The sequence below is a fragment of the Heyndrickxia oleronia genome (genome assembly GCF_017809215.1).
GTDB classification, from domain to species: domain Bacteria; phylum Bacillota; class Bacilli; order Bacillales; family Bacillaceae_C; genus Heyndrickxia; species Heyndrickxia oleronia.
Window position 1 is genome coordinate 1540222 of sequence record NZ_CP065424.1, and the last position, 24807, is coordinate 1565028.

The 24807-nt window shown below is 33.6% G+C and carries 25 protein-coding genes, 1 pseudogene and 1 other annotated feature; of the genes and pseudogenes, 19 read left to right on the plus strand and 7 right to left on the minus strand.

The genetic code is table 11. The features are described 5' to 3' along the window. Nucleotides 1-13: 13 nt before the first annotated feature. Both I5818_RS07730 and I5818_RS07735 read right to left on the minus strand, forming a co-directional pair. Complete coding sequence (locus I5818_RS07730) at nucleotides 14-778, minus strand: C39 family peptidase (RefSeq protein ID WP_078111354.1); 765 nt, start codon at nucleotides 776-778, stop codon at nucleotides 14-16. Nucleotides 779-951: 173 nt separating this feature from the next. Further along, complete coding sequence (locus I5818_RS07735) at nucleotides 952-1464, minus strand: gamma carbonic anhydrase (protein WP_071976912.1); 513 nt, start codon at nucleotides 1462-1464, stop codon at nucleotides 952-954. Between the two features lie 198 nt (nucleotides 1465-1662). Between I5818_RS07735 and I5818_RS07740 the strand changes: the two genes are divergently transcribed. Beyond that, a complete protein-coding gene (locus I5818_RS07740) occupies nucleotides 1663-2469 on the plus strand; it encodes an alpha/beta hydrolase (RefSeq protein WP_078109572.1) in 807 nt (268 codons plus the stop codon). Nucleotides 2470-2484: 15 nt separating this feature from the next. Further along, a pseudogene (locus tag I5818_RS07745) lies at nucleotides 2485-3606 on the plus strand (tetraprenyl-beta-curcumene synthase family protein). A gap of 261 nt (nucleotides 3607-3867) precedes the next feature. Here the strand turns inward: I5818_RS07745 and mnmM are convergent. Further along, nucleotides 3868-4440, minus strand: coding sequence for a tRNA 5-(aminomethyl)-2-thiouridylate-methyltransferase MnmM (gene mnmM / locus I5818_RS07750; RefSeq protein WP_078109573.1), 573 nt, complete (start codon nucleotides 4438-4440; stop codon nucleotides 3868-3870). A gap of 167 nt (nucleotides 4441-4607) precedes the next feature. Between mnmM and I5818_RS07755 the strand changes: the two genes are divergently transcribed. The 8 genes from I5818_RS07755 to I5818_RS07790 all read left to right on the plus strand — a co-directional run bounded on the left by I5818_RS07755 (nucleotide 4608) and on the right by I5818_RS07790 (nucleotide 12214). Beyond that, nucleotides 4608-4883, plus strand: a complete 276-nt coding sequence (locus I5818_RS07755; RefSeq protein WP_071976915.1) for a YtzC family protein — start codon at nucleotides 4608-4610, stop codon at nucleotides 4881-4883. Between the two features lie 9 nt (nucleotides 4884-4892). Continuing rightward, nucleotides 4893-5063, plus strand: a complete 171-nt coding sequence (locus I5818_RS07760) for a hypothetical protein (protein ID WP_058005621.1) — start codon at nucleotides 4893-4895, stop codon at nucleotides 5061-5063. Between the two features lie 280 nt (nucleotides 5064-5343). Continuing rightward, nucleotides 5344-6537, plus strand: coding sequence for an MDR family MFS transporter (locus I5818_RS07765; protein WP_071976916.1), 1194 nt, complete (start codon nucleotides 5344-5346; stop codon nucleotides 6535-6537). Nucleotides 6538-6621: 84 nt separating this feature from the next. Further along, nucleotides 6622-6841: a binding site (T-box leader), on the plus strand. A 149-nt stretch (nucleotides 6842-6990) separates the two neighbouring features. After that, nucleotides 6991-9405, plus strand: coding sequence for a leucine--tRNA ligase (gene leuS / locus I5818_RS07770; RefSeq protein WP_078109574.1), 2415 nt, complete (start codon nucleotides 6991-6993; stop codon nucleotides 9403-9405). Between the two features lie 233 nt (nucleotides 9406-9638). Further along, nucleotides 9639-10772 (plus strand): processed acidic surface protein, encoded by a 1134-nt coding sequence (locus tag I5818_RS07775; protein WP_209391886.1) that lies wholly within the window; start codon nucleotides 9639-9641, stop codon nucleotides 10770-10772. Next, on the plus strand, nucleotides 10769-11341 hold the full coding sequence (locus I5818_RS07780) for a class D sortase (protein WP_078111189.1): 573 nt from the start codon (nucleotides 10769-10771) through the stop codon (nucleotides 11339-11341). The genes I5818_RS07775 and I5818_RS07780 overlap by 4 nt, the downstream gene beginning before the upstream one ends. A gap of 166 nt (nucleotides 11342-11507) precedes the next feature. Then, complete coding sequence (locus I5818_RS07785; protein WP_078111188.1) at nucleotides 11508-11822, plus strand: rhodanese-like domain-containing protein; 315 nt, start codon at nucleotides 11508-11510, stop codon at nucleotides 11820-11822. A 209-nt stretch (nucleotides 11823-12031) separates the two neighbouring features. Further along, the gene (locus I5818_RS07790; RefSeq protein WP_058005615.1) at nucleotides 12032-12214 is read left to right on the plus strand and encodes a sporulation protein Cse60; all 183 of its coding nucleotides are present in this window, start codon (nucleotides 12032-12034) and stop codon (nucleotides 12212-12214) included. Between the two features lie 79 nt (nucleotides 12215-12293). Here I5818_RS07790 and I5818_RS07795 read toward each other — a convergent pair whose 3' ends face one another. Next, nucleotides 12294-13550, minus strand: coding sequence for a BaiN/RdsA family NAD(P)/FAD-dependent oxidoreductase (locus I5818_RS07795; protein WP_078111187.1), 1257 nt, complete (start codon nucleotides 13548-13550; stop codon nucleotides 12294-12296). A gap of 125 nt (nucleotides 13551-13675) precedes the next feature. Between I5818_RS07795 and I5818_RS07800 the strand changes: the two genes are divergently transcribed. Beyond that, on the plus strand, nucleotides 13676-15268 hold the full coding sequence (locus I5818_RS07800; protein ID WP_078111186.1) for a putative polysaccharide biosynthesis protein: 1593 nt from the start codon (nucleotides 13676-13678) through the stop codon (nucleotides 15266-15268). 229 nt (nucleotides 15269-15497) lie between these two features. Here I5818_RS07800 and I5818_RS07805 read toward each other — a convergent pair whose 3' ends face one another. Next, nucleotides 15498-15713, minus strand: a complete 216-nt coding sequence (locus I5818_RS07805; RefSeq protein ID WP_078111185.1) for a coiled-coil domain-containing protein — start codon at nucleotides 15711-15713, stop codon at nucleotides 15498-15500. Nucleotides 15714-15836: 123 nt separating this feature from the next. Here I5818_RS07805 and I5818_RS07810 point away from each other — a divergent pair, with 123 nt between their 5' ends. Further along, complete coding sequence (locus I5818_RS07810; RefSeq protein WP_078111184.1) at nucleotides 15837-16562, plus strand: pseudouridine synthase; 726 nt, start codon at nucleotides 15837-15839, stop codon at nucleotides 16560-16562. Nucleotides 16563-16618: 56 nt separating this feature from the next. Here I5818_RS07810 and I5818_RS07815 read toward each other — a convergent pair whose 3' ends face one another. Then, nucleotides 16619-16840: a DeoR family transcriptional regulator gene (locus I5818_RS07815; protein WP_078111183.1), complete on the minus strand. Its 222-nt coding sequence runs from the start codon at nucleotides 16838-16840 to the stop codon at nucleotides 16619-16621. A gap of 568 nt (nucleotides 16841-17408) precedes the next feature. Between I5818_RS07815 and pepV the strand changes: the two genes are divergently transcribed. From pepV to I5818_RS07845, 6 genes are all read left to right on the plus strand, one after another. Next, complete coding sequence (gene pepV, locus I5818_RS07820) at nucleotides 17409-18824, plus strand: dipeptidase PepV (protein WP_078111182.1); 1416 nt, start codon at nucleotides 17409-17411, stop codon at nucleotides 18822-18824. 28 nt (nucleotides 18825-18852) lie between these two features. Next, complete coding sequence (dat, locus tag I5818_RS07825) at nucleotides 18853-19701, plus strand: D-amino-acid transaminase (protein WP_078111181.1); 849 nt, start codon at nucleotides 18853-18855, stop codon at nucleotides 19699-19701. Between the two features lie 396 nt (nucleotides 19702-20097). Next, entirely contained in the window at nucleotides 20098-20661 is a 564-nt protein-coding gene (gene thpR, locus I5818_RS07830) for an RNA 2',3'-cyclic phosphodiesterase (protein WP_078111179.1), read from the plus strand. A gap of 23 nt (nucleotides 20662-20684) precedes the next feature. Continuing rightward, a complete protein-coding gene (locus tag I5818_RS07835) occupies nucleotides 20685-21644 on the plus strand; it encodes an NERD domain-containing protein (protein WP_078111178.1) in 960 nt (319 codons plus the stop codon). Between the two features lie 6 nt (nucleotides 21645-21650). Beyond that, the gene (locus I5818_RS07840) at nucleotides 21651-22601 is read left to right on the plus strand and encodes a diacylglycerol/lipid kinase family protein (RefSeq protein ID WP_078111177.1); all 951 of its coding nucleotides are present in this window, start codon (nucleotides 21651-21653) and stop codon (nucleotides 22599-22601) included. Between the two features lie 309 nt (nucleotides 22602-22910). Continuing rightward, nucleotides 22911-23681 carry a phosphotransferase family protein gene (locus I5818_RS07845; RefSeq protein ID WP_078111176.1) on the plus strand — a complete coding sequence of 257 codons (771 nt, stop codon included), beginning with the start codon at nucleotides 22911-22913 and terminating at the stop codon, nucleotides 23679-23681. 62 nt (nucleotides 23682-23743) lie between these two features. On the opposite strand, the gene I5818_RS07850 is transcribed toward I5818_RS07845, so the two are convergent. After that, nucleotides 23744-24022 (minus strand): YtzH-like family protein, encoded by a 279-nt coding sequence (locus I5818_RS07850; protein WP_058005602.1) that lies wholly within the window; start codon nucleotides 24020-24022, stop codon nucleotides 23744-23746. A 107-nt stretch (nucleotides 24023-24129) separates the two neighbouring features. Between I5818_RS07850 and trmB the strand changes: the two genes are divergently transcribed. Beyond that, entirely contained in the window at nucleotides 24130-24783 is a 654-nt protein-coding gene (gene trmB / locus I5818_RS07855) for a tRNA (guanosine(46)-N7)-methyltransferase TrmB (RefSeq protein WP_058005601.1), read from the plus strand. The last annotated feature ends 24 nt before the right edge of the window (nucleotides 24784-24807 follow it).

The window sequence follows — 24807 nt, forward strand, 5'->3', positions numbered from 1 at the left end:
AATGATTACAGACCTAATTTTGGAATGTAATTGCTTGGCTGCCCATTTGCACCCAGGCTTTTTTAAAGTCGACAATGGGTGCTTTTTTATTTTTTGTTCCTGTTAGTGGATCGTTAAAATAAATATATTCCTTATCATACCCAGTGACTAATACAGAGTGTTCCTTACTAGTAACTCGAATGGGTCCCTCTTCGGTGTACCATGTTTTGAAGTAAGAATCCGAAAGTTGTTGATACTTTGTATTAATAATAACCCATACTGGACGTTTATCTGATAAATATATTTTTAAGTCTTCAAATGTTGAATTCGTTAAATTGACAATTTTCCCAGGTAAATATTTTTCAGCCAGTTTAACTATAGGTTCAACATACACTCCTAATCCTGGTTGATCATATGTATATATATTGCCAACAAACCCCTTATGTGGATTCCCAAAATACACTTTTCCATTGACTACAGATTGAGGAGTCGGATCTTTTTCAATTTCACTCGCTAAAGCCATCTTATCCTTATTAATTCCAGCTGCTAGTAGAAGCATCGATAGGCTTGTTACTTCACAGCCGCGTGCCAACTCAGGAAATTGAGAAATAACAGGTATATCAAGAAGGACCTTATCTTTTAGTTTAATAATTTTATATTGATCTGAAGCAGACAAGGTTTCTGTCAATTTTTGATTTTCCTCAAAGGCAAAGCTGTTATCTTCTTTATTTATATAACCAAATAAAAAAACAATAGATGCCAATAGAAAAATAGCAAAAATAGAGAGAATAGATTTCATTAATAATCACCTTATTCCATCATCTTTACTATTTACATCGACAATAATCTGCAATGTTTTAGTGAAGAATGTCACCATTCAACAAATTATTTAGAAAGCAGCAAATTTAAATTATATCGTTTACTAACTTTTTATTTCGAGCATACAATTAATATAACGAAGTATTGTATGTTTTACTTTTGTATTGATTTATAGTATTTCCCTTTTTCAGCATATTCTTTTGAAATTCTAATCATATCTTGGATATCCTCATTGTTTAATGTTCTAATCACTTTTGCCGGTCTGCCAAAGGCTAGTGTATTTGGAGGAATGACTTTCCCTTGGGGGACGAGACTACCAGCTCCGATAAATGCTCCTTCACCGATTTCTGCACGATCTAAAATAATCGACCCCATCCCAATAAGTGCTTTCTTTCTAATTTTACAGCTATGTAAAATTACTTGATGTCCTATGGTTACTTCATCTTCAATAATTAATGGATTATTTGGGCTTTGATGTAAGACTGAATTATCTTGTATATTTACTTTTTTCCCAATAATAGTTGGTGCAACATCCCCACGAATGGTCGTATTAAACCAAATACTAGATTCTTCACCGATTTCTACATCTCCAGAAATCGTGACATAATCTGCAATATATGCCGAATCAGCAATTTTAGGCAGTTTCCCCTTATATGGGTAAATCATTTGACCCAATCCCTTCTATTCCATAAATTAATTGTGTATTATTTTCTATTTTATTTTGTCATTATTTTATAATGGGTACAATAAGAAAAATGATAAATTATTCTTGCTTTGCCACGGAATAGTCAAATCCTTTTCATATCAATCGGTTTCATTTAAAATAGTTAAGTATTACAATGCAAAGAAGAGGAGGTTTCAGATATGTGGAAATGGGAAGCCGATGAAGATCCAAAAGCTGTCATTGTTATCGTTCACGGTGCGATGGAACATCATGGAAGATATAATTGGCTTATTGAGATGTGGCGATCTTCAGGATTTCATGTGATTATGGGTGATCTACCTGGACAAGGAATGACAAGTAGATCGCAGCGAGGGCATATCGAATCCTTTGATGAATATATTTTTGAAATAAAAGATTGGGTACAAACTTCTTATCAATTTAATGTACCGGTATTTTTATTAGGACATAGTATGGGAGGACTTGCGGTTATTCGAACAATCCAAGAGGAAAAGTTAAATTTAGCAGGTGTTATCCTCTCTGCACCATGTTTAGATTTAGTAAAATATCCATCGAGTTTTTTAGGAGTGTTATCGATATTTTTAAATCGTGTTGCTCCCCAATTAAAATTCTCAAGTGGATTATCCATTGAGTCAGTGACAAGAAATGAAGAGGCGAAGGATTTGGCATTAAACGATACACTATATGTTACTAAAGTTTCAGTTAGATGGTATCGGGAGCTTTTAAAGGCGATGAAATTAGCTACTTCAAAAATATCAAATGTACCAGATATTCCTTTACTCGTGTTACAAGGTGGAAATGATAAAATTATTAATAAGTTAGCAGTGAATGATTGGTTTAATAAAGTTTCACTATCTGAGAAACAGTACAAAATATGGCCAGAAAGTTATCACGAAATATTTAGTGAACCTGAACGAGAAGAGGTATTCCAATATGCGAAAAATTTTGTGGAAACAAGACTGAGTTCATTAGGTTATATCATAAAATGAGGTGATCCGAAAAATATGTCAGTTCCATCACATCCTATTTCATTAATGACTCAGGTGTACAAAAGGGTTTTTCCTAGTGTCCATCGTGAGCTACTGCAATGGAAAGAGAAGGCGGCATCTATCCCAAATAAGGAGCTAAAGAATCAAGCATTAGCAAGTATTAATCATAAAACATTCCATTGCGAAGGTGGGTCTATTCTTGGTCTTCTTGCATTAGAGAGGCGAGATGAAGCGATTGAATTTATCGTCGCATATCAAACAATAAGTGATTATCTCGATAACTTATGTGATCGAAGTACATCGTTAGATCCGGATGATTTTGCTGCATTACACGAATCAATGAAAGATTCATTAACAGTTGGGGCAGAGCCGAAAAATTATTATCGACTGCGATCTGATCAAAATGATGGTGGATATTTACATGATTTAGTCCTCACATGCCAAAAGGTTTTAACCAGACTGAAGAATTATCATTTAATCAAGGAACCATTATTGGAACTATGTTCCTAGTATTGTGATTTACAAATACATAAACATGTAAAGGTTGATGAGAGAGAGGGACGGTTACAAGAATGGTTTGAAAAATATAAAGATTCCTTACCAGAAATGGACTGGTACGAATTTTCCGCTTGTTCTGGTTCAACACTTGGAGTTTTTTGTCTAGTCTCTTATGCATTACGTGAGGATTTTAAAGAGGAACATGCTACAAGTATACGTAATGGTTATTTCCCATATATTCAAGGATTACATATCCTTCTAGATTATTTTATTGATCAGGAGGAGGATCGCGAAGGGGGAGATTTAAATTTCTGTTTCTATTATGAAAACAATGAACATTTATTGAAAAGATTGACCCATTTTCTAACTGAAGCAGATAAACATACCGATAAATTACCAGACCAGACTTTCCATAAATTAATCAATCGTGGGTTATTAGCTGTATATTTATCGGATAATAAGGTAAATAAACAAAAAGATGTGCAAAGAATTTCGAGAAAAATGATTAAACATGGTGGATCGATTAGTCGTTTCTTTTATTGGAATGGGCGTGCATATCGTAAAGTGCAAAGTATGGTACCAAGTGGCGTAGTAAAAATAATTTTAAAATCGAAAAAGAAAAGTGCGGAAATTGGTTAATGATCGACAGTTTTTATGTAGTTTTTGCATGTTTAAAAACCAACTGCCCGGCTTTTAAACATAATAAATGATCAGCGATCTTATGGAGTTTCCAGCTCTTTTCTCAGTGAAATGATAGATGTAACGGTCTTCAACTGATAGTAGTTAGTTGAAACTTTCCTTAAATAGGAACAATGTTTGAGAAAAGAGCCATTAGTTAAGACTATACTTAAAAAAACAATGCTTGAGAAAATACCTAAAAAACGATAATCAACTGAATGATTATCGTTTTTCAATTGCAATGACAAATGGCGGTTGATTGATCTGGTTAATAAATTGGTATTGAAGTACATGTGCCTTTTTTTGATCAATAGTTTGTACAAAGTTTAAAACTTGATCACGCTCAATCTCCCCACCTGGATGACCATGATAAATAACAAGAACAATAAGAGCTCCAGGCTTCATTATTTCTAATAATTGCTTGAGGGCATTTATGGTTGTATTCCCATGAGTAATAATTTGTTTATCCCCACCAGGTAAATAACCTAGATTAAAGATTGCTCCTGCAACTTGCCCATGATATTGTTCTGGAATCGAATCTTTAAGTGTTTCATGACCTTTATTTATCAGTACTATATTTTCAGTACATGTTTTTTCAGCTAAATACCTTTTTGCCTGTTCGATAGCCATTTTCTGGATATCAAATCCAAATACCCTACCTTTAGGGCCAACTAAATTTGCTAAAAATTCAGTATCATAGCCATTTCCAACAGTGGCATCAACAACTATTTCCTTCTTCGTTACACTTTCCTTTAGTAAGCTATGAGCAAAATCAATTACTTTCATAAGTTTCATGGCAAATCTCCAATTTCAAAATTAATATAAAAATCATTCAAATTTTATCATGTACAATCAAACCAGTCTAATCTTGATTCCTTCGATTGCCAACATAGTAAGTATATAAATGAACAAAATAAAGAAGAAGCGATTGCTTCAAAAAGCATATGAAAGTGGGGATGAAGTTGGCCACTAGACAATCGGTTGGTGAACATATCCAAAAATGTGAAGAAGCTATTCAATATGCAAAAGAACAGTTTATTGAGGGAAGTCGTCAGGAACATTATTATGATAATGAATATCAAGATGCTCTCCAAGGTTTGGAGAATTCCTATAATGAGTTAGCCCAACTATCAAACAGTGCGAATTCACAGCAAAGGGAACAATTACATCGGATGAGATTACAACTTCAACAAATACAAAATCAAATGATTTTGTTAAATCATGATCGGCCAATATAGGAGGATATCATGAAAAAAAGATCGAAGGCAAATAATCCAGAACAAAAAACTAAAAATGGCATCAATAATCAAGATATGGAGTTAGGTAGGGAGTATGATCCAGTAAAACAACTGAAGAAACAAAATGCAAAAAAAAGCCAACCAATCCGCTCAAAACAACGTATAGAAAAGCCAGATTAAATTATAGGGTTGACTCAAAAAGGTGTTTGAAGCATCTTCATTGAGTCGACCCTTTCTGTTTGTAGAATTTACTATAAATAAAATATAGGAAAGATCAACCTTATTTAACTGAATATTATGTGTTTACATTCTTGGTTGATTGGTACTTGTAGAGTGTAGCGAAAAGGAATAAAATTGGGAAGGTGATTAAGGAGATTAAGTTAAATAACTCATGTACTAATAAATAATTTAAGTGAATTTATTTAGTACTTATATAAATAATGGGGGAGGGGGCGGTTTCATGCCAAAGTCATTATGGATGTTGGTAATCGGTATGATGGTAAATGTAACGGGCTCTTCTTTTTTATGGCCTTTAAATGCTATCTACATGCATGATCATCTAGGGAAATCTTTATCTGTGGCAGGTATCGTATTAATGTTAAATTCTGCTGCAAGTGTACTAGGAAATTTATTAGGTGGAAGTTTTTATGATAAGTTTGGTGGTTATCGTACGATATTAATTGGAGTATTTATCACCATATTTTCTTTGATTGGTATGACTTTTTGGCATGAATGGCCAACATATGCAATCTTTTTAACTGTTATCGGGTTTGGCTCAGGGATTATTCCTCCAGCTATTTTTGCAATGGCGGGCTCCGTTTGGAAAGAGGGAGGAAGAAAGGCATTCAATGCTATTTACATTGCACAGAATTTTGGAGTTGCAGTCGGTTCAGCATTAGGAGGTTTTGTAGCTTCCTTTTCCTTTGATTATATTTTTATTGCTAATTTACTTATGTTTATTGTTTTTTTCTTCATTTCATTTTTTGGATATCGCAATATAAAATCCGAACAAGGGAATCATACCTCTGTTATTCATGAGAAAAAACCAATTAAGAACAAAACAAAGTTTATTTCTTTAATGATCTTATGTGCAGGCTATTTATTGTGTTGGGTTGGTTATGTTCAATGGCAGTCAACGATTGCTACTTATACACAAGAAATTAACATTTCCTTAAGTCAATATAGTATGTTGTGGACAATAAATGGTGCATTAATTGTCCTTGGTCAACCATTGTTAAATCCTATAATGAAACTGTTCGGTACAAATCTAAAAGGTCCAATTATTACAGGTATTGTTATTTTTATGTGTTCATTTGGAATTGCCAGTTTTGCTTCTGATTTTAAAGGATTTTTAACTGCGATGATTATACTTACCATCGGAGAAATGTTTGTATGGCCAACTGTACCAACCATAGCCGATAAGTTAGCACCTAAAGGAAAAGAAGGATTTTTCCAAGGAATTGTTAATAGTACAGCAACGGGTGGGAGAATGATTGGTCCATTATTGGGCGGAATTTTAGTGGATGTATATAGTATGTCATTATTATTTAAAGCTCTTATTGTATTACTAATCGTTTCCATTATCTTATCATTAATATATGATCGCCCACTTAAATCAAAATCAAAAGTAGATAAACAATCCATACCTATGTAAGGAAGACTATTTATAATTAAAATAGTAAAATGTACTTGATAATAAGTATAATATTGGTTACAATGGTGAATACAATTATCAGATAGCTAAACGTTGAGAAGGAATAGTAGTGATGATCTCCTTGATAAGAGAGTTGGCGGTCGGTGCAAGCCAATCAGGAACATCATGAACTCACCTTGGAGTTGCAAATGTGAACATCAATTAAGTAATATTTGCCGTTTTCCGCGTTAAGGATGAATGAAGTGAGTGGTTTACACTAATTTGGGTGGTACCGCGGGAGAATATACAGCCTCTCGTCCCTTTAATAGGGATGAGAGGCTTTTTATATTGTTTTTTAAGGCTCTATTCTTAAACATTGTTGCTAGTTAGGTAAGTTTAACTATTTAAGTTAAGTAAAAGGCAACTCTTTATTTAACTGAGAAAAGGGTCATTGATAAAGAAGGAGGATTTTACATGAGTTTTAATCATCATGAAATTGAAGAAAAATGGCAAAAGTTTTGGGAAGAGAATAAAACATTTAAAACAACTGAAGACGAGAATAAGCCTAATTTTTATGCATTAGATATGTTTCCTTATCCATCTGGTGTGGGTCTTCATGTTGGTCATCCAGAAGGATATACTGCAACAGATATTGTATCAAGAATGAAAAGAATGCAAGGATATAATGTACTTCATCCAATGGGATGGGACGCATTCGGATTACCTGCCGAACAATATGCAATTGATACAGGTAACGATGTAGTGGAATTCACAAAGCATAATATTAATACGTTTACTCGTCAAATAAAAGAGCTAGGGTTCTCATATGATTGGGAGCGTGAGGTAAATACAACTGACCCTAATTACTATAAATGGACGCAATGGATTTTTCTAAAGCTATACGAAAAAGGACTTGCTTATGTCGATGAAGTTCCTGTTAACTGGTGTCCAGCTCTTGGGACAGTTCTTGCCAATGAAGAGGTTATCGATGGTAAGAGTGAACGTGGCGGCCACCCTGTTGAACGTCGTCCGATGAAACAATGGATGCTTAAAATTACTGCTTATGCGGATCGTTTAATTGATGATTTAGAAGACGTTGATTGGCCAGAAAATCTAAAGGATATGCAACGTAACTGGATTGGCCGTTCAGAGGGTGCTGAAGTAACTTTTACTATTGAAGGCACAGGTAAAAATTTCACAGTATTTACAACTCGTCCAGATACTTTGTTTGGCGCTACTTATGCAGTTTTAGCACCTGAACACCCGCTCGTTAATGACATTACAACAGAGGAACAAAAGCAAGCGATTGAAAATTATCTTGAGCAAATTAAATCAAAAAGCGATTTAGAAAGAACAGATTTAGCGAAAGATAAAACAGGTGTTTTTACAGGAGCGTATGCAATTAATCCAGTCAATAATGAAAAAATGCCAATTTGGATTGCTGATTATGTTCTAATGAGTTATGGGACAGGAGCAATTATGGCAGTTCCAGCACATGATGAACGCGATTATGAGTTTGCGAAGAAATTTGGATTAGAAATTAAAGCAGTCGTTGCTGGTGGCGACGTGGATAAAGAGGCATATACAGGAGATGGAGAACATATCAACTCTGGTTTCCTTGATGGATTAAACAAAGAAGACGCTATTTCGAAGATGATTGCGTGGCTCGAAGAAAAAAATATAGGAACGAAAAAAATAACTTACCGTTTAAGAGATTGGTTATTTAGCCGTCAACGTTATTGGGGTGAACCAATTCCTATTATTCATTGGGAAGATGGAACAATGACTACTGTTCCTGAAGATCAACTTCCGTTGACACTCCCAGTAATGAAAGAAATCAAACCATCTGGAACAGGAGAATCACCACTTGCGAATGCTAGTGATTGGGTAAATGTTGTTGATCCAGCTACTGGTAAAAAAGGTCGTCGAGAAACAAATACAATGCCTCAATGGGCAGGTAGCAGTTGGTATTTCCTACGTTATGTAGATCCTAAAAATGAAAATGCCTTGGCAGACTTTGAAAAATTAAAAAAATGGCTTCCTGTTGATATTTATATTGGTGGTCAAGAGCATGCTGTTCTTCATTTGTTATATGCACGTTTCTGGCATAAATTCTTGTATGATATCGGTGTTGTTCCAACTAAAGAACCATTCCAAAAATTATTTAATCAAGGGATGATCCTTGGAGAAAACAATGAAAAAATGAGTAAATCAAAAGGAAATGTTGTTAATCCAGATCATATTATTGATAGTCATGGAGCAGATACATTACGTCTATATGAAATGTTTATGGGACCTTTAGATGCATCGATTGCTTGGTCAACCAACGGATTAGATGGTGCAAGAAGATTCCTTGACCGTGTGTGGCGCTTACTTGTTGATGAAACAGGTGAAATTACAAGCAAAGTTCAGCAAGGACATTCTGATGTGCTTGAAAAAGTGTATCATCAGACGGTGAAAAAGGTAACGGAAGACTTTAATCAACTTGGATTTAATACAGCAATTTCACAAATGATGGTATTCATTAATGAAGCATATAAATCTGATGTTCTACCGAAAGAATATATTGAAGGCTTCGTTAAATTACTTTCACCAATTTGCCCACATATTGCTGAGGAACTATGGAGTAAATTAGGGCATGAAGGTACAATCACTTATGAAGCATGGCCAAGTTTCGATGAATCGAAACTAGTTGATGCAGAAGTTGAAATCGTTGTACAGCTTAATGGTAAAGTCCGTTCGAAAATGATGGTTTCAAGCGAAATTTCTCGTGAACAACTTGAAGCATTCGTAATGGAGGATGAAAAAGTAAAAGAATTGATTGATGGAAAAACGATCCGTAAAGTGATTGCTGTCCCTGGAAAGCTAGTTAACATTGTTGCAAACTAATAAAAATGATGGAATTAAAGGGAAATACAGGTAGAATAATGATTGTTTTTGTGAAAGATTATAATTTGATTACAAGGCAGAATCCTTATTTATTAAGGTTTCTGCCCTTTTTTTATGGTGAAAAAAATATTTGATATTTTACATAAACGAAATAAAAAAATCAATACTATCTTAAAAAAATTTTCTAGCTTATAGTATGAAAGTATTTATTTAATAATAATGGGGGAAAAAAGTTGAAAAAGATTTTTTTATTTATCACAGCATTTATTGTATGTTTAAATTTTTTACCAAGTTTAAGTTCGGCAGCATCTTTTGAAGAGGAGCTCATGTCATATTTTGAAGATATTGATATGTCAGAGGAAGAATTGAATGACTTTTTAGAATACTTTTATGATGAAAATATTGATTCATTTTCTTCGGTGGTTGAATTGAAGGAGTTTCTAGGAGAACCTATTAATAATGATAATTTACAAAAATTAATCGTAGAGTATCAATTTAAAGATGAAGCAGATCTTAAGGATTTCTTAGTAGAAAATGGAGAAATAGATAAAGAGGATAATCTAAATGATGTTTATCGTTTTATCAATACTTTAGATGAGACCATTTCTTTTTATATCGGTACACCAATCACGAAGGAAAATCTAAAATCTTTATTAGAAGATTATGATATGAGTTATGAGGAACTAATAGAATTACTTTCAAGTAATGGAGATTCTATCGACCAATACAAATATATTGAAGACCTCGATAATGCAATTCTTGCTTATACAGATGATTCAGAGATATTCTCTGATATTTTTAAAGAAATTGGGATAACAGATGATGAAGTTGAAAATTTGCTGAATCATTTTATGTCCATTGATATGGATGAAAAAATGGAGCAAAAGCTTGAAGCCATTTCTGAGCGTATGATGGCGATTGGGGATTTTGAAAGCGAGACAGATTTATCAGACGATCAGATTCAAGAGATTATTCAAGCATATCAAGAAATCCTAGCATTATTTAAACTAGATGCTAAGTTCTATTTAGTAAAAGGTACAGATAAAAAACCAATAACATTGAATGAATTAACCAAGCTTGAAACAACGAATGGATATAATCTATCTATCGAATTATATAATTATAATGGTGATTTTTTAGCAGATATGATGATTTCAGCAAATCTATTTGGTTCTGAATTGATTACTGATACGATTAATAAGGTAGAAAAAGTTGAAAAAAGTATAACCAAACCAGTTAAGAAAACAATAAAAGGCGGTAAATTACCGAATACTGCTGGACACTATGTTGATAATATATTAGGTGGACTTGCTATGCTTATCGTAGGTAGTCTAGTGCTACGTAGGTGGCGAACAAAGAAAATATGAGGACGAAAAAAATCCTTCTTTTTATTTTCGGTTGTATATTTATTTTATGTGGAATATGGATTATAAGCATGAATGGATATAGGTTGTTTTATTTACAACATCCCAACGATGAATACATAACCACTTTGGAACCGAAAACTGAAAACAGTAGGAAGCTTTATCAAAAAGCTCCGAAAAAAGGTGACATAATTGGAAAATTAGTTATTCCAAAAATCAATGCGGATTTACCAATTTATGAAGGGGCAGAAGACGAGGAGCTAGTGAAGGGTGTTGGTCATTTTTCAAAAAGTGTACTGCCTGGTGAAAAAGACAATTCGGTACTATCAGGGCATCGGGACACTGTTTTTCGCAAGTTAGGTGAAATGAAAAAAGATGATGAATTAATCGTAAAGACATCTGCTGGACAATTCACCTATAAAATTAAGAAAATTAAAATCGTTGATGCAGATGATCGAACGGTAATTGTTCCAAAACCTAGAGCAACATTAACTGTCACAACTTGTTATCCTTTTAACTATATTGGAGATGCACCTAAACGATTTATTTTAGTTGCTGATCTAGTTCGTTGATTTTCGCTCTAAAATGGAGTATTTTTACTGTAAAACTCTTGAAATTGGTTTTAATCGGATGTTCTCTATAAAAACAACATCTTGTAAAAGAGCCTTAATTATTCCTTTAATAATAATTTTGGTATAATAGCAAAAGAATATTATTTATTGAAAGGAAGACGTGTGAATGAGTGAATTTCCAATTATTACTCCTGATGAATTGAAGGAAAAGCTGGAAAAAGGAGAAAAACTAAATTTAATAGATGTTCGTGAGGCTGATGAAGTGGCGGAAGGAATGATACCAGAAGCAAAGCATATACCAATGGGAGAAATTCCAGAGTCATTAGATCAATTAGACCAAAATGTGGAATACATAATGATTTGTCGTTCTGGAGGTCGAAGTGCCAGGGTTTGTCAATTTCTTCAAGATAATGGCTATAAAGTCGTGAATATGGAGGGTGGCATGCTTAATTGGACAGGTGTAACAAAGCCGAAATTATAAGAGAGAAACCAACTGCACAAGAAATGCAGTTGGTTCTTTTTTTTTGGCTCTTTTCGCAAACATTGTTACTATTTAGCCAAAGTGTTATCCAATAAATATTGGAGACCTATAATTCCCTTCAATTACTAAGAAAAGAGCTGAAAACTTTGATTGAATATTATTACTTTTTGTCAATAATAAATACTATTCAATTAAAGGAGAAGATTAAAATGGTTCAGGTAAAAGTATTTGATTGTGAGCATGAGAAGGATTTAGAAGAGGATGTTAATCAATTTTTAAGCCGCTTAGAAGAAGATAAGCTTATAGACATTAAATTTCATGTAGCAGCAATGACTGAGGAAAATGAAGAACAAATTTATTGTTTTAGTGCTTTGGTGATGTATCGTAAATAAAATGTGACCTAAATGAGGTGCACCTCTTCATTTTAAACGATGTCTAAAATGGAGGGTGCACTATCTAGGTAGACTCCTTTTATTTTAGGGCTGCATTCATGCCAGCTAATCTTCCAGTCACTAATGCTGAAGTAATATTATAGCCACCTGTATATCCATAGATATCTAGTACCTCACCACAAAAATATAGGCCATGCATAAGTTTAGATGCCATTGTCTTTGGTTCAATTTCTTTTACAGAGACTCCACCCCCTGTGACAAATGCTTTTTCTAATGGGAGCGTACCGTTTACATGAAACTGAAATTGTTTACAAGACTTCACAAATTTTCTAATTAACTCTGTTGAAATAGTACCACCTTGTGTATTTACATCTATTTGGTTGAATTCAAGCAAAAAGAGTAAATAGCGTTCCGGAACTAATCCTTTCAATGAATTCTTAATTACTTTTTTAGGCTCTTCTTTGATGATTTTCATTATTTTTTGAAATAGCTCTTCTTCATTGTAATCGGGAAGGGCATCAATACTCATCAATACTTCCTTTAAGTTCCACTTTTTCATCGCTTTAACAACAAACTGACTACATCTAAGTACAGCGGGACCTGATATGCCAAAATGAGTGAATATCATATCCATTTGATGGGTAATTATCGCTTTACCCTTTGGATTTAAAACACTTACTGCTACATCTCTTAATGACAGGCCCTGAAGTAGCTTGTCCTTTATAAAAGGCTCATTTGAGGTCACTGGAACTTCTGTAGGAAATAATTCTGAAATGGTATGTCCAGCTTTTTCAGCCCAAGGAAAACCATCTCCTGTTGAACCTGTTTGAGGAACAGATTTTCCTCCAACTGCAACCACTACAGCACTAGTAGGTAATTTCTCTCCAGTCATAAGCTCAACACTTTCAACGCAACCGTTGGCATAGCATATGTCTTTGACAGCTGTATTTGTTCGAATCTCGACATTTAATTTTGATAACTTATCTAAAAGGGCATCTACGACAGATTGAGCACGATCAGAAACGGGGAACATTCTTCCATGATCCTCTTCCTTTAATTCAATGCCTAAGTCCTCAAAAAAACGAATAATGTCTTCATTATTAAAGATCGAAAAAGCGCTATACAGGAAACGTCCATTCCCAGGAATATGTTTTACTATTTCATCAATAGGCAATCTATTGGTAACATTGCACCTGCCTCCACCAGATATAGCGAGTTTTCTTCCTAATTTATTTCCTTTATCCAGTAATAGAACTTTTGATCCGTTTTCACCTGCTGCAATAGAAGCCATAAGTCCTGATGGCCCTCCACCAATAACAATTACATCATATTTCATTATTTCACACCTTTTGTAAAAATTATGTTCAAGAAAAAAAAGATTACTCTAATAAATTGTCAATTAATCTTGTAAGAGGTACACTACTTATTAGTGCAATTTAATTTTTAAAATTGAGGGATCGTATGTCTTCGAAACTAATAAGAGGTACATTTATATTAACACTAGGGACTATTATATCAAAGATAATAGGATTATTTTATGTAATCCCTTTTTATGCAATTATAGGTGGGTCTGAGCCAGCAGCCCTTTACCAATTTGGTTATGTCCCATATACAATATTTATAAGTATTGCAACTGCAGGTGTTCCATTAGCGGTATCAAAATATATAGCGAAATATAATGCATTGGAAGAATATGCTGTTGGAAGAAAATTATTTAAATCTGGTATATTGCTGATGTTGATCACAGGAATCGTCAGCTTTTTAATCATGTATATATTTGCGCCGTTTTTTGCGGAAATGTCTATGAACAAAGCGGATAGTCCATATACTATTGCTGAAGTTGCAACAGTTATTCGAGCTGTTAGTTTTGCTCTAATTATCATACCGGTAATGAGTTTATTAAGGGGATATTTTCAAGGACATCAATCGATGGGACCATCTGCGGTTTCACAGGTTATTGAACAAATTATTCGTATTGTATTTTTATTATTCGGTGCCTTTTTTGTATTAAAAATACTTAAAGGCAGTATGGTTTCTGCCATTAGTGCAGCAACATTTGCAGCTTTTATTGGAGGAATTGCAAGTCTTATTACACTCTTATGGTACTGGAGAAAAAGAAAGCATCATTTTGATGAATTACTTGAACATGATAAAGGAAAAATGCAGATATCCTTAATTTCTATGTATAAGGAAATCTTCGTTTATGCTTTTCCTTTTATTTTAGTCGGAATTGCTAATTCATTATATCAAGGGATTGATCAACTAACATATAGTCGAGCAATTTCACTTGAGCATCTCGGAGTTTTAAATTTCTCCACTCATAAATTAGTTATCATTCCAGTTTCATTAGCTACTGCCTTTTCTTTAACATTAGTACCACTCATAACAGAATCTTATGCAGTAGGGAATAGACATACATTAGTTCGTCAAGTGGACCAAACTTTTCAGGTTCTTCTTTTCATAACTGTACCAGCAGCTATTGGTTTATCTTTATTAGCGGAACCTATTTATACTGTATTTTATGAACATAGTAAATTCGGTACAGATGTATTAGCTACCTATGCACCAGTTGCTATTTTATTTGCTTTGTTTTCAGTTACAGCTGCTATCCTTCAAGGAATTAATGAACAAAGATTTACAGTATTGAGTTTATTAGTAGGGTTATTGGTTAAGTTAAGTTTAAATATTCCATTAATGAAATTATATGAGACTGAAGGGGCAGTATATGCAACTGCTCTTGGATATACAGCAACGATACTAATTAATTTAATTGTCATTAAGATTTTTGCCAAATATCCATTTAAAATCATTATTAGAAGAACGATATTCATTCTGCTAATGAATGGGGTCATGGCTGTAGTCGTTTTATTGGTATATAAGCTCCTTACACTATTCTTAACGACTGATTCAAAAATCCAATCATTGATCATCGTTATTATTTGCGGTGGAATTGGCGCAGTGGTTTATGGTTATATGGGATTAAGATCAAAGTTAGCCGATAAATTATTTGGTGATAGACTCCAAAGGATTAAATCAAAATTACACATTAGTTAAAGAGGAGGTCTTAGAATTGACCTCCTTTTAGATTAAGGCTGTTTTCGTATAGTTTTTTGCTTTTGTAAAAGCCCTACTCCACGGCTTTTACCCTTAATAAAGGGTTCAGCGTTATTTTAGTAGTTTGCAGCTCTTTTCTAAGAGGAATGAAGGACATGTCGACCTTCAATCTATTTTTATGAGTAAAACATTACCTGAATAGCAACAATGCTTGAGAATAGAACCTAGATTAATAATAGTAGTATTCTCGTCCTGTAGATCCTTGACCTTGACCCCAACCCATTTGACGTTCAAGCCGAGTCACACGGCGTTCTAAACGGTCAAACTTGCGGTCCAAACGATCGAGTCGCCTTTCAATATTATCCAGTCTTCTATTTACATTTTGATTTTGTTGTCCAGGTGGCCATGGAAATTGCGTCGGTGCTTGTTGTTGCCTATAATCCATAAAAAATTCACTCCAGTCTTCTTTTGTTATGAATGGTTCCCATAATAGCCTATGCCCCTAAAAGAAATACGTATAGGCTATTTCACTATATAAAAAGATTTAATTAGAAATAGAGGTGCTTTCATGAGATTAGATAAATTTTTAGCTAATGCTGGTCTAGGTAGTAGAAAAGAAGTAAAAAAGGTGTTAAAAGATGGCGTGGTTGTCGTTAATAACCAATTAACGAAAGATGGTAAAATACATATAAATCCCAAAAGTGATGAAATAACGGTACGAGGTGAAAAGATCATATACCGTGAGTTTATATACCTTATGATGAATAAACCACCAGGTGTCATTTCTGCAACTGAAGATGTTAATGAAGAAACAGTTGTAGATTTATTAAAAATAGAGGATGCTATCATGGAGCCTTTTCCAGTTGGACGATTAGATAAAGATACGGAAGGTCTATTATTACTAACAAATGATGGTAAGTTGGCACATCGCCTTCTATCCCCTAAAAATCATGTACCAAAAACGTATTTTGCTGTTATTCAAGGTGAAGTAACGGAAAAAGATGTTGAGGCTTTTCGCAATGGTGTCATTTTGGAGGATGGTTATCATACAAAACCAGGTATATTAAAAATTTTAAAATCAGGTCTACGGTCTGATATAGAATTAACCATTACAGAAGGGAAATTTCATCAAGTAAAACGAATGTTCGAAGCGGTTGATAAAAAGGTTACATATCTTAAGAGAATTGAGATGGGGCCACTTCAGTTAGATGAAAGTCTTGAACTTGGTGACTATCGTGAATTATCTAATGAAGAAGTTCAACTACTCACCACATATGAAATAAAGGGTAAATAATAGGGCTGTCTGAATCAGACAGCCCTATCTAGTATATAGGATGATTTTCTGTTTGGTTAAGAAGACATCTTTACTCTTTTATCTGTTGTTGTCCATTTTCCCCGATTTGGGCTTATTATTAAGTCATTGTATGCTAACACATTCAAATCCCTTTGAATGGTGCGAGGAGTGATGCCGAACTCATCTACAAGGTCCTGTGTCGTTACTGTCCCATTTTCCTTAATAAACATGTAGATTGATTTAATTCGGGTTAGCATTCGATTGGTTGAAGGTTTCAAAAAACCACTCCCTCATCTTATTTCCAAAGACTAAGACTACAGACTGCTTATGAAATTGAAGAAAATTTTGTTTTAATGCTAATCAAGCAGTTTAGAAATTATTCTTCAATAAAATTAGAAAAGACTTATTCTCCTCACAGACAACTCCTTTTTTTCGTGAATTATTGACTTAGATTTCAGACAATTACATTGTACACCTTCTTTTTTAAAATATCCAGAGATAAGAAGGAATTAATATGGTAATTGTCATAGTATATTATATGAAAATAAAATGAAATTAGTATAATTTTCAGAAAAATAAAATAGCATCTCCATTTCCTGCAAATTTTTTAAAGATGGCTGTTTTTGTATAGTTTGTAATAATAATAAAGGCTTCCTATAGTTCGTATGAATGATACACTCTTTTTACAGTGAAATAATGAGATCATGCTATATTTATTAGTTAAAACTTTATCTAAATAGAAACAATGTTTGTGAACAGAATATAAAAGATTTATTAAATTGATGAAAAGGAGTAAAATAAAAAACGATAAACTTTTAGAAAATACATAAAATTGGAGTGCTAGCAATGGAAAAGATAAATTGGATGGAAGAGGTTTTAAAAAGAAAAGAGGATCTAATTAAAGATTTACAGGGCATTTTAAAAATTAAAAGTGTATTAGACGAAGAAAATAGTACACCAAATGCTCCTCTTGGCCAAGGAGTAAAAGATGCTTTGCAATATTTATTAGATTTAGGAGAAAAAGATGGGTTTACAACAAAAAATGTAGGGGACCTAGCTGGTCATTTAGAAATGGGAGATGGGAAAGACTTATTGGGTATTCTGTGTCATGTTGATGTAGTTCCTGAAGGCGATGGTTGGAGTGTTGATCCATATGGCGGGGAAGTGAAAGACGGAAAGATTTACTCTAGAGGAGCTAGCGATGATAAAGGACCTACTATGGCAGCATACTACGCGATGAAAATCGTTAAAGAATTAGGTCTTCCAATTGAAAAAAGAGTAAGAATGATCATAGGTACGGATGAGGAAAGTAACTGGCGCTGTGTCGAACATTATTTCAAACATGAAGAAATGCCATCAATCGGTTTTGCTCCAGATGCCGATTTTCCAATTATTAATGCGGAAAAGGGAATTGCTGATTATGATATAGTTCTACCTTTTTCAGTAATTGAAGAACAAGCGGATATTACCCTTCTATCCTTCCAATCTGGACGAAGATATAATATGGTACCTGATTTTGCATCAGCTGTTTTAACCTTTGACGGGGAGAAAACAGATATTTTACAAAGATATAGTGATTTTCTTCAGAAAATAGGTTTAAAAGGAAAATACTTTATTGATAATGGGGAGCTACATTTAGAACTTGAAGGTGTTTCCGCACATGGGATGGAACCCAAAAATGGGAAAAATGCCGGGTTATTATTAACAACATTTTTGAATGAATTAGATTTAGATACATCTGCCAAGCGTTATATTGATTTTGCAGTGAATATCCTCTTTGATCAATCACGTGGGGAAGGATTGGGAGTTCAGTATCAGGATGAAATTACAGGAGACCTAACTATAAATGTCGGAAAAATGGTCTATGAAGTAAATTCCGGTGGTCGTTTCGGCTTAAATATGCGCTATCCTGTGACATTCGATATGGAAAAAAATAAAAAAATCATTAATGATAAGGTAAATGAAAAGGGATTTGTGATTGAGAATTTTTCTGATTCGAAACCGCACCATGTAGATGCAAATACTGATCTTGTAAAGACCTTGCAAAAGGTATATGAAGAGCAGACCGGTGAAAAAGCAGAATTATTATCAATTGGTGGAGGAACTTATGCACGTTCATTGAAATCAGGTGTGGCGTTTGGAGCATTGTTTCCAGGTAGACCAGATGTAATGCATCAAAAGGATGAATTTATGTTTATTGAGGATTTAATCAAAGCTACTGCTATTTATGCACAAGCTATTTTTGAATTAGCTAAAAAATAAATAAAATTTTGATGGGAGAGAGAAAAGTATGGAGAAAATTATATTTAATGGAGAAATCGTAGAAAAATCAGAAGTGAATATTGACATTGAAGATCGTGGATACCAATTTGGTGATGGAATATACGAGGTTATTCGCGTATACAACGGTCACTTATTTACGAAAGATGAACATATACAGCGTTTATATGAAAGTGCCGAAAAAATTTCCATCCGTATTCCATTTTCCAAAAAAGATTTAATGCAGCGATTAGAGGAATTGGTTGAAACAAATCAGCTAGATACTGGCATTATTTACTTACAAATAACAAGAGGAACCTATACAAGACAACATGGTTTTCCTAGTGAAGAAATTATTCCAACATATGTTGCTTATACAAGAGAAATGCCAATTCCACAGGTCTCGATGGATAATGGTGTAAAAGGATTACTAGTAGAAGATATCCGTTGGCTAAGATGCGATATAAAGAGCTTAAATTTACTTGGAAATATTTTAGCAAAACAACAAGCGGCTGAGGCTGGTTGTTATGAAGCAATTCAGCATCGTGGAGAGGAAATTACTGAAGGATCTTCCTCTAATGTATTTATTGTCAAAGATAACTGTGTCATTACGCGTCCGGCCACTAATCTTATTTTAAATGGTATTACAAGACAAGTAATATTAAAATTGTGTAAGGAAAATGGAATAGAATATAAGGAACAAATATTTACGGTTAACGATTTAAAACAAGCTGATGAAGTGTTTATCTCCAGTACAACTTCTGAAGTTATGCCAATTGTACAAATTAATGAATTACAAATAAATTCCGGAACACCAGGAAAGATTACCAAAAAACTTCAGAATTTATTTAAACGTGAAATCGAAAAATTAAGTGAATAAAATTAAAATAAGACCCCATAAGCTTTGTTAACACTTATGGGGTTTTGTTATGTAATTATTATTGGGGGATAATTTTTTTAAATGGTCAAATTTATGTATTTTTTGTATTTCGGTATGATGGACTAATAAAATATTTTTTCTGTAAAGCCTTTTGATTTCACAGTATCCACTATCATATAAAAAAAAGATCTCATATTCCTCCCCGTTATAAATAACCTTTTCTCCCTTTTTCACAAATCTATTCTCCCTTCATACAATTCTGTATCCTTTACCCAATAAAACTAAAAGAAAACCTTGTTGTCATTTCAATATATGTAGGAAAAAATAGAAATATGTCATATTCAAGAAGAAATTTGATAAAATAGGAGTAACACAAACTTTATAGAGGGTGACCTAATGCAAAGCAGACATTATTTTTTTGCTGTTCCCATTCCTTCTGCTATAAAAAACAAACTATTTGAATGGTGTGATGAAATTAAAAAAGATTATCCTTTTAAGCGATGGGTTCATCCAGAAGATTATCACATCACACTTGCTTTTTTAGGTAATGCCGAAATAAATCAATTAAATTTAGCACTTAATTTGATGAAAGAATCTCTTATAGAAATTAGTAGTTTTCGTTTACAGATCAATCATATAGGCATATTTGGAAGAAATGAGACTCCAAGGATTTTTTGGGCTGGTGTACATGAATCGAATGAATTAAACAAACTAAGAGTAAATGTGTATGAAAAATGTATACAGTCTGGATTTCAATTAGATGAAAAACCATTTCGTCCTCATATTACTTTGGCAAGAAAATGGGAGCAATCATTCGGTGCATTCTCATTATCATCTCTACAAGAAAAGTTTATAAAAATGGAAGAATTCAATATAGAGGAAGTTGTACTATATGAAACCGTTCTTGAAGCGGTTCCTAAATATCAAAAAAAAGCAAGCATATATTTGGGTGACGAATAGGTAGAAAAGGAAGTAGTAACAGCATGGGACAATTAATAAAGTTACAAGATTATATTTCACGATACGAAATGGATCCGTTTAGGTATCCAGCACAGTATGCAAGACTAAAGAAACAACAATGGGACAAATTAAAGGATCGTTGGGAAAATAGAGAGGAACAAATCCAACTTGTTTCGCCTATAGGGAATGAGCATGTGGAGAATAAACGGTCAACATCGACCAATATTATTAGACGATTATTTAAGAAAGGAAAAATAGAAGAAGAGACCGTAGACAAACAACCAATTAACAAAGAATCATTGTTTCAATTTATGCCTGAATTAACGTATTATCCGGATTCAATTGATGAGTTGAAGCAGTTATTCTTAGATCAGCTATTTTCTTTCCAAATGAAATGGGCAAGTTCGACAATAGTAGAAAAATCTTTTCCTGACCAAAGATACTATCGAAATGAAAATTTAAAATACTTATTGCAACGTTTTCCTGATACTTTTTTATTTTTATATGAACCGATCTTCTTGTTAAAAAAAGCTCCGATTGAAATGGAGGTTATCTTAATTTCTCCAACTGAAGTATGGTGCTTATCCTTCTTAGACCAAGAAAAGGATGCAGTGTACCTTGGGTCAAATGAAAAATTTTGGATAAAAAGATCAATTGGGGGAGAAAGCAAAATTTTAAACCCTGTCATTGCACTGAATCGCATGTCAAAAATAATCAAACAATTATTAAATAAATATCAGCTCGATATCCCGTTAAAAAAGGCTGTTATATGTAGAGATGGGTATATTGATTTTCCTAATGCACCGGCTGATCTTGTATTACTGGAAAAAAGATCCTACCCTACATGGTTTCAACAGCAAAGAAAATTACAATCACCTTTAAAGCATGTCCAATTAAAGACAGCAAAGATTCTCCTAGATTATTGTCAGACGACTTGTTCAAGAAGACCAGAGTGGGTTGAACAAGAAGGGAATGAGGAATGAGGAAGTATGGAGAAAAGGCTTGTATTTATTGTAAATCCTTCGGCTAAAAATGGAGTAAGCAAAAAGATTTGGAATAAGCTAAACTATAAGCTGGATAATATTCCATATGAGGTTTTCTATACAAAACATCAAAAACATGCACAGGATCTAGCGCATTCTATTGCTCTATCAATATCTGATCCTATTTTAATGGTTGCAGTTGGTGGTGACGGTACCATCCATGAAGTAATTAATGGTGTTGTTTCATTTCAACATGTAACGATTGCTTATATACCAGCAGGTTCTGGTAATGATTTTGCTAAAGGCTACAAACTTCCTATAAAACCGGATGAATGTTTAGCTCACCTATTGCAAATGAAGGAAAATGAAGGAGTTTTTTTCGATACAGGAAAATATACGAATAAAACGGGTCAAGGGCATTTTGTTAATAGTCTAGGTGCAGGATTTGACGCATCAATTACTAGAAGGGTGAATTCTTCCTTTACAAAAAAGTGGTTAAATTTTTTAGGTTTAGGAAAATTAGTTTATGCTTTGTTCATGCTAATAGAGCTTTTTCGATATCGCCCAACTACGATTTATCTTGTCATTAACGGTGTTGAATATACTTTCGAAAGAGCATGGTTTGTAACAATATCTAACCAAGCCTTCTACGGTGGGGGGATGAAAATTTCTCCACTGGCAGATCCGGGAGATGGCGAATTAAATATAACAGTTGTTTCGGAAATTTCAAGAATAATGATCTTATTTATCTTTCTTAGTGTATTTTGGGGTGGCCATATAAAATTTAAAGCTGTTCATTTGCTCAAAGGGACAGATATTCTCATTCATTCAACGGCTAACATTCCTGTTCATGCTGATGGTGAGTTTGCAGGTGAAACACCAGTTCAAATTAAGGTCTGTCCTCATTCGTGGAAATTAATAAAAACATATGAAAATGTGAAACAACTAATTGCCTAGGTTAAAACAACTTGACGAAAAATGTCATAAAGAATAAAATTTATTTAAAGATCTTTATAAAGTCGATAAATGATATGATTTATGCAGTTTTTTATTTATATAAATCTGCGGACAATATTTTAAAATCTGTATTAGTAAAGGTGGCTATTGTTGTACGCCGTATCAATAGCTATCTTTTTTATTCTTATAGGCTTTTTATACTGTTTAAGGTCTAAATCTATTTACGAAAACAGCCATCGTATATATCTTAGTACTATTTTTTGCTGTAATTAAAATGGTGATGGGCGAAACAATTGAAGGTGAATGATGTTGGAACACATACTTGGTCAAGGTTGGGAAATAACCCCAGCCGGTGGGGCAACGGGAGAAGCGTTCTTTGCCAGACATCAAGAACAAAAATTATTTTTAAAAAGAAATTCCTCTCCTTTTTTAGCTGTATTATCGGCTGAAGGGATTGTACCAAAGCTTGTCTGGACAAAACGGACAGAAAATGGGGATGTCATCACGGCACAGCAATGGCTAAGTGGGCGAGAATTAAAGTCTCATGAAATGAGCCAAGATATTGTTGCTAAGCTATTGAAAAAAATCCATGAATCTGGTCCATTACTTTCTATGCTGCTTCGGTTAGGTAAAACTCCAATTGAAGCTAATATGATACTGGAACAAATAAAAACTGAATTAGATCATGACCTACTATCAACACCCATTATTCAGTCATCTATCTATTATCTCGAAAATGAGCTAGCAAATATTAAAAGCGAAGAATACGTCGTATGCCACGGAGATATTAATCATAACAACTGGCTGTTATCAGAAGACAACCAGTTGTATCTAATTGACTGGGATGGTCCAATGATCGCCGACCCTGCTCTGGATATTGGGATGCTTTTATATTTATACATTGATCGACAAAACTGGGATCAGTGGTTAAAACAATATGGCCTTCATCTAAATGATCATCTTTTATTACGGATGAAATGGTATTATATTTCACAGTCTCTCTTGGCCGTACAATGGAATAAAAGTAAAAATCGCATAAGTGAAGTGAATGATTGGCTAGATCGGCTTTCTGCCGTATAATTTAAGGTCTCTTTCATAACTATCTTTAATTGAAGAGGTAAAAAATCTGTGCAAGAGCCGTTTTAATTATATATATTCATTTGATCTACCCATTCAGATATATTCTCTTGATTTGATTCAATATGGAAATCCAAGTGTTGAGTATATTGACCATTTTGACTGTAATTGAATACTTCCTGTAAAATAGGTTTAATATTTTCATGAATATTTGGATTTACCATTAATGATTTAACTAAGCGTTCCAACTGTTCACATTCGGCAACAGAGCCACAACAATCAACTTGGTGATTGTTTAAAATATCTTTTAATAAGGTCATTTGATCATGATGACTAAGAGGCATGAGCAACCTCCTTTCAGTATTAGTAAAAAGGAATCCACAATTATTTTGTGAATTCCTTTTGTCTTTATGCATGATGAACTAAAAAATTCATATTGAGGTGTATAGAAATGCGATTGAGACATAAACCATGGGCAAAAGAAAAACTAATGGAATATCCCCAATTTGTGGTTCAAACTCCTGAGAAATATAAAGGAAAATGGGGAGAACTATTTAATAATGATCATCCTATTCATATTGAGGTTGGAACGGGAAAGGGACAATTTATTGTTGGGATGGCAAAAGCAAATCCTGAAATAAACTATATTGGGATTGAAATGCAGGATAGTGTAATTGTTTCGGCATTGGACAAGTTGATCGATGAAGAGCTTACAAACATAAAGTTATTAAATATCGACGGAAGTAATTTGAGTGATCTCTTTGCAAAAGGGGATATTGAGCGGGTATACTTAAACTTTTCTGACCCTTGGCCAAAAAAGAAACATGCGAAAAGAAGACTAACTTATAAAAGCTTTCTTAAATTATATGAAGGATTATTAATTGATGGTGGAGAAATTCATTTTAAGACAGATAATCAGGGATTATTCGAATACTCGCTTCAAAGTTTTTCTGAATACGGGCTGCTATTAAAATATATTAGCTTGGATCTGCATAATAGTGAGTTTGAAGATAATATTATGACGGAATATGAAGAAAAATTTTCTGCAAAGGGTCAACGGATTTATCGCTGTGAAGTGAAGTATCAAAATGAAGCGAATAACTAATTCAAAAAAGCGGCTACCCTTGTA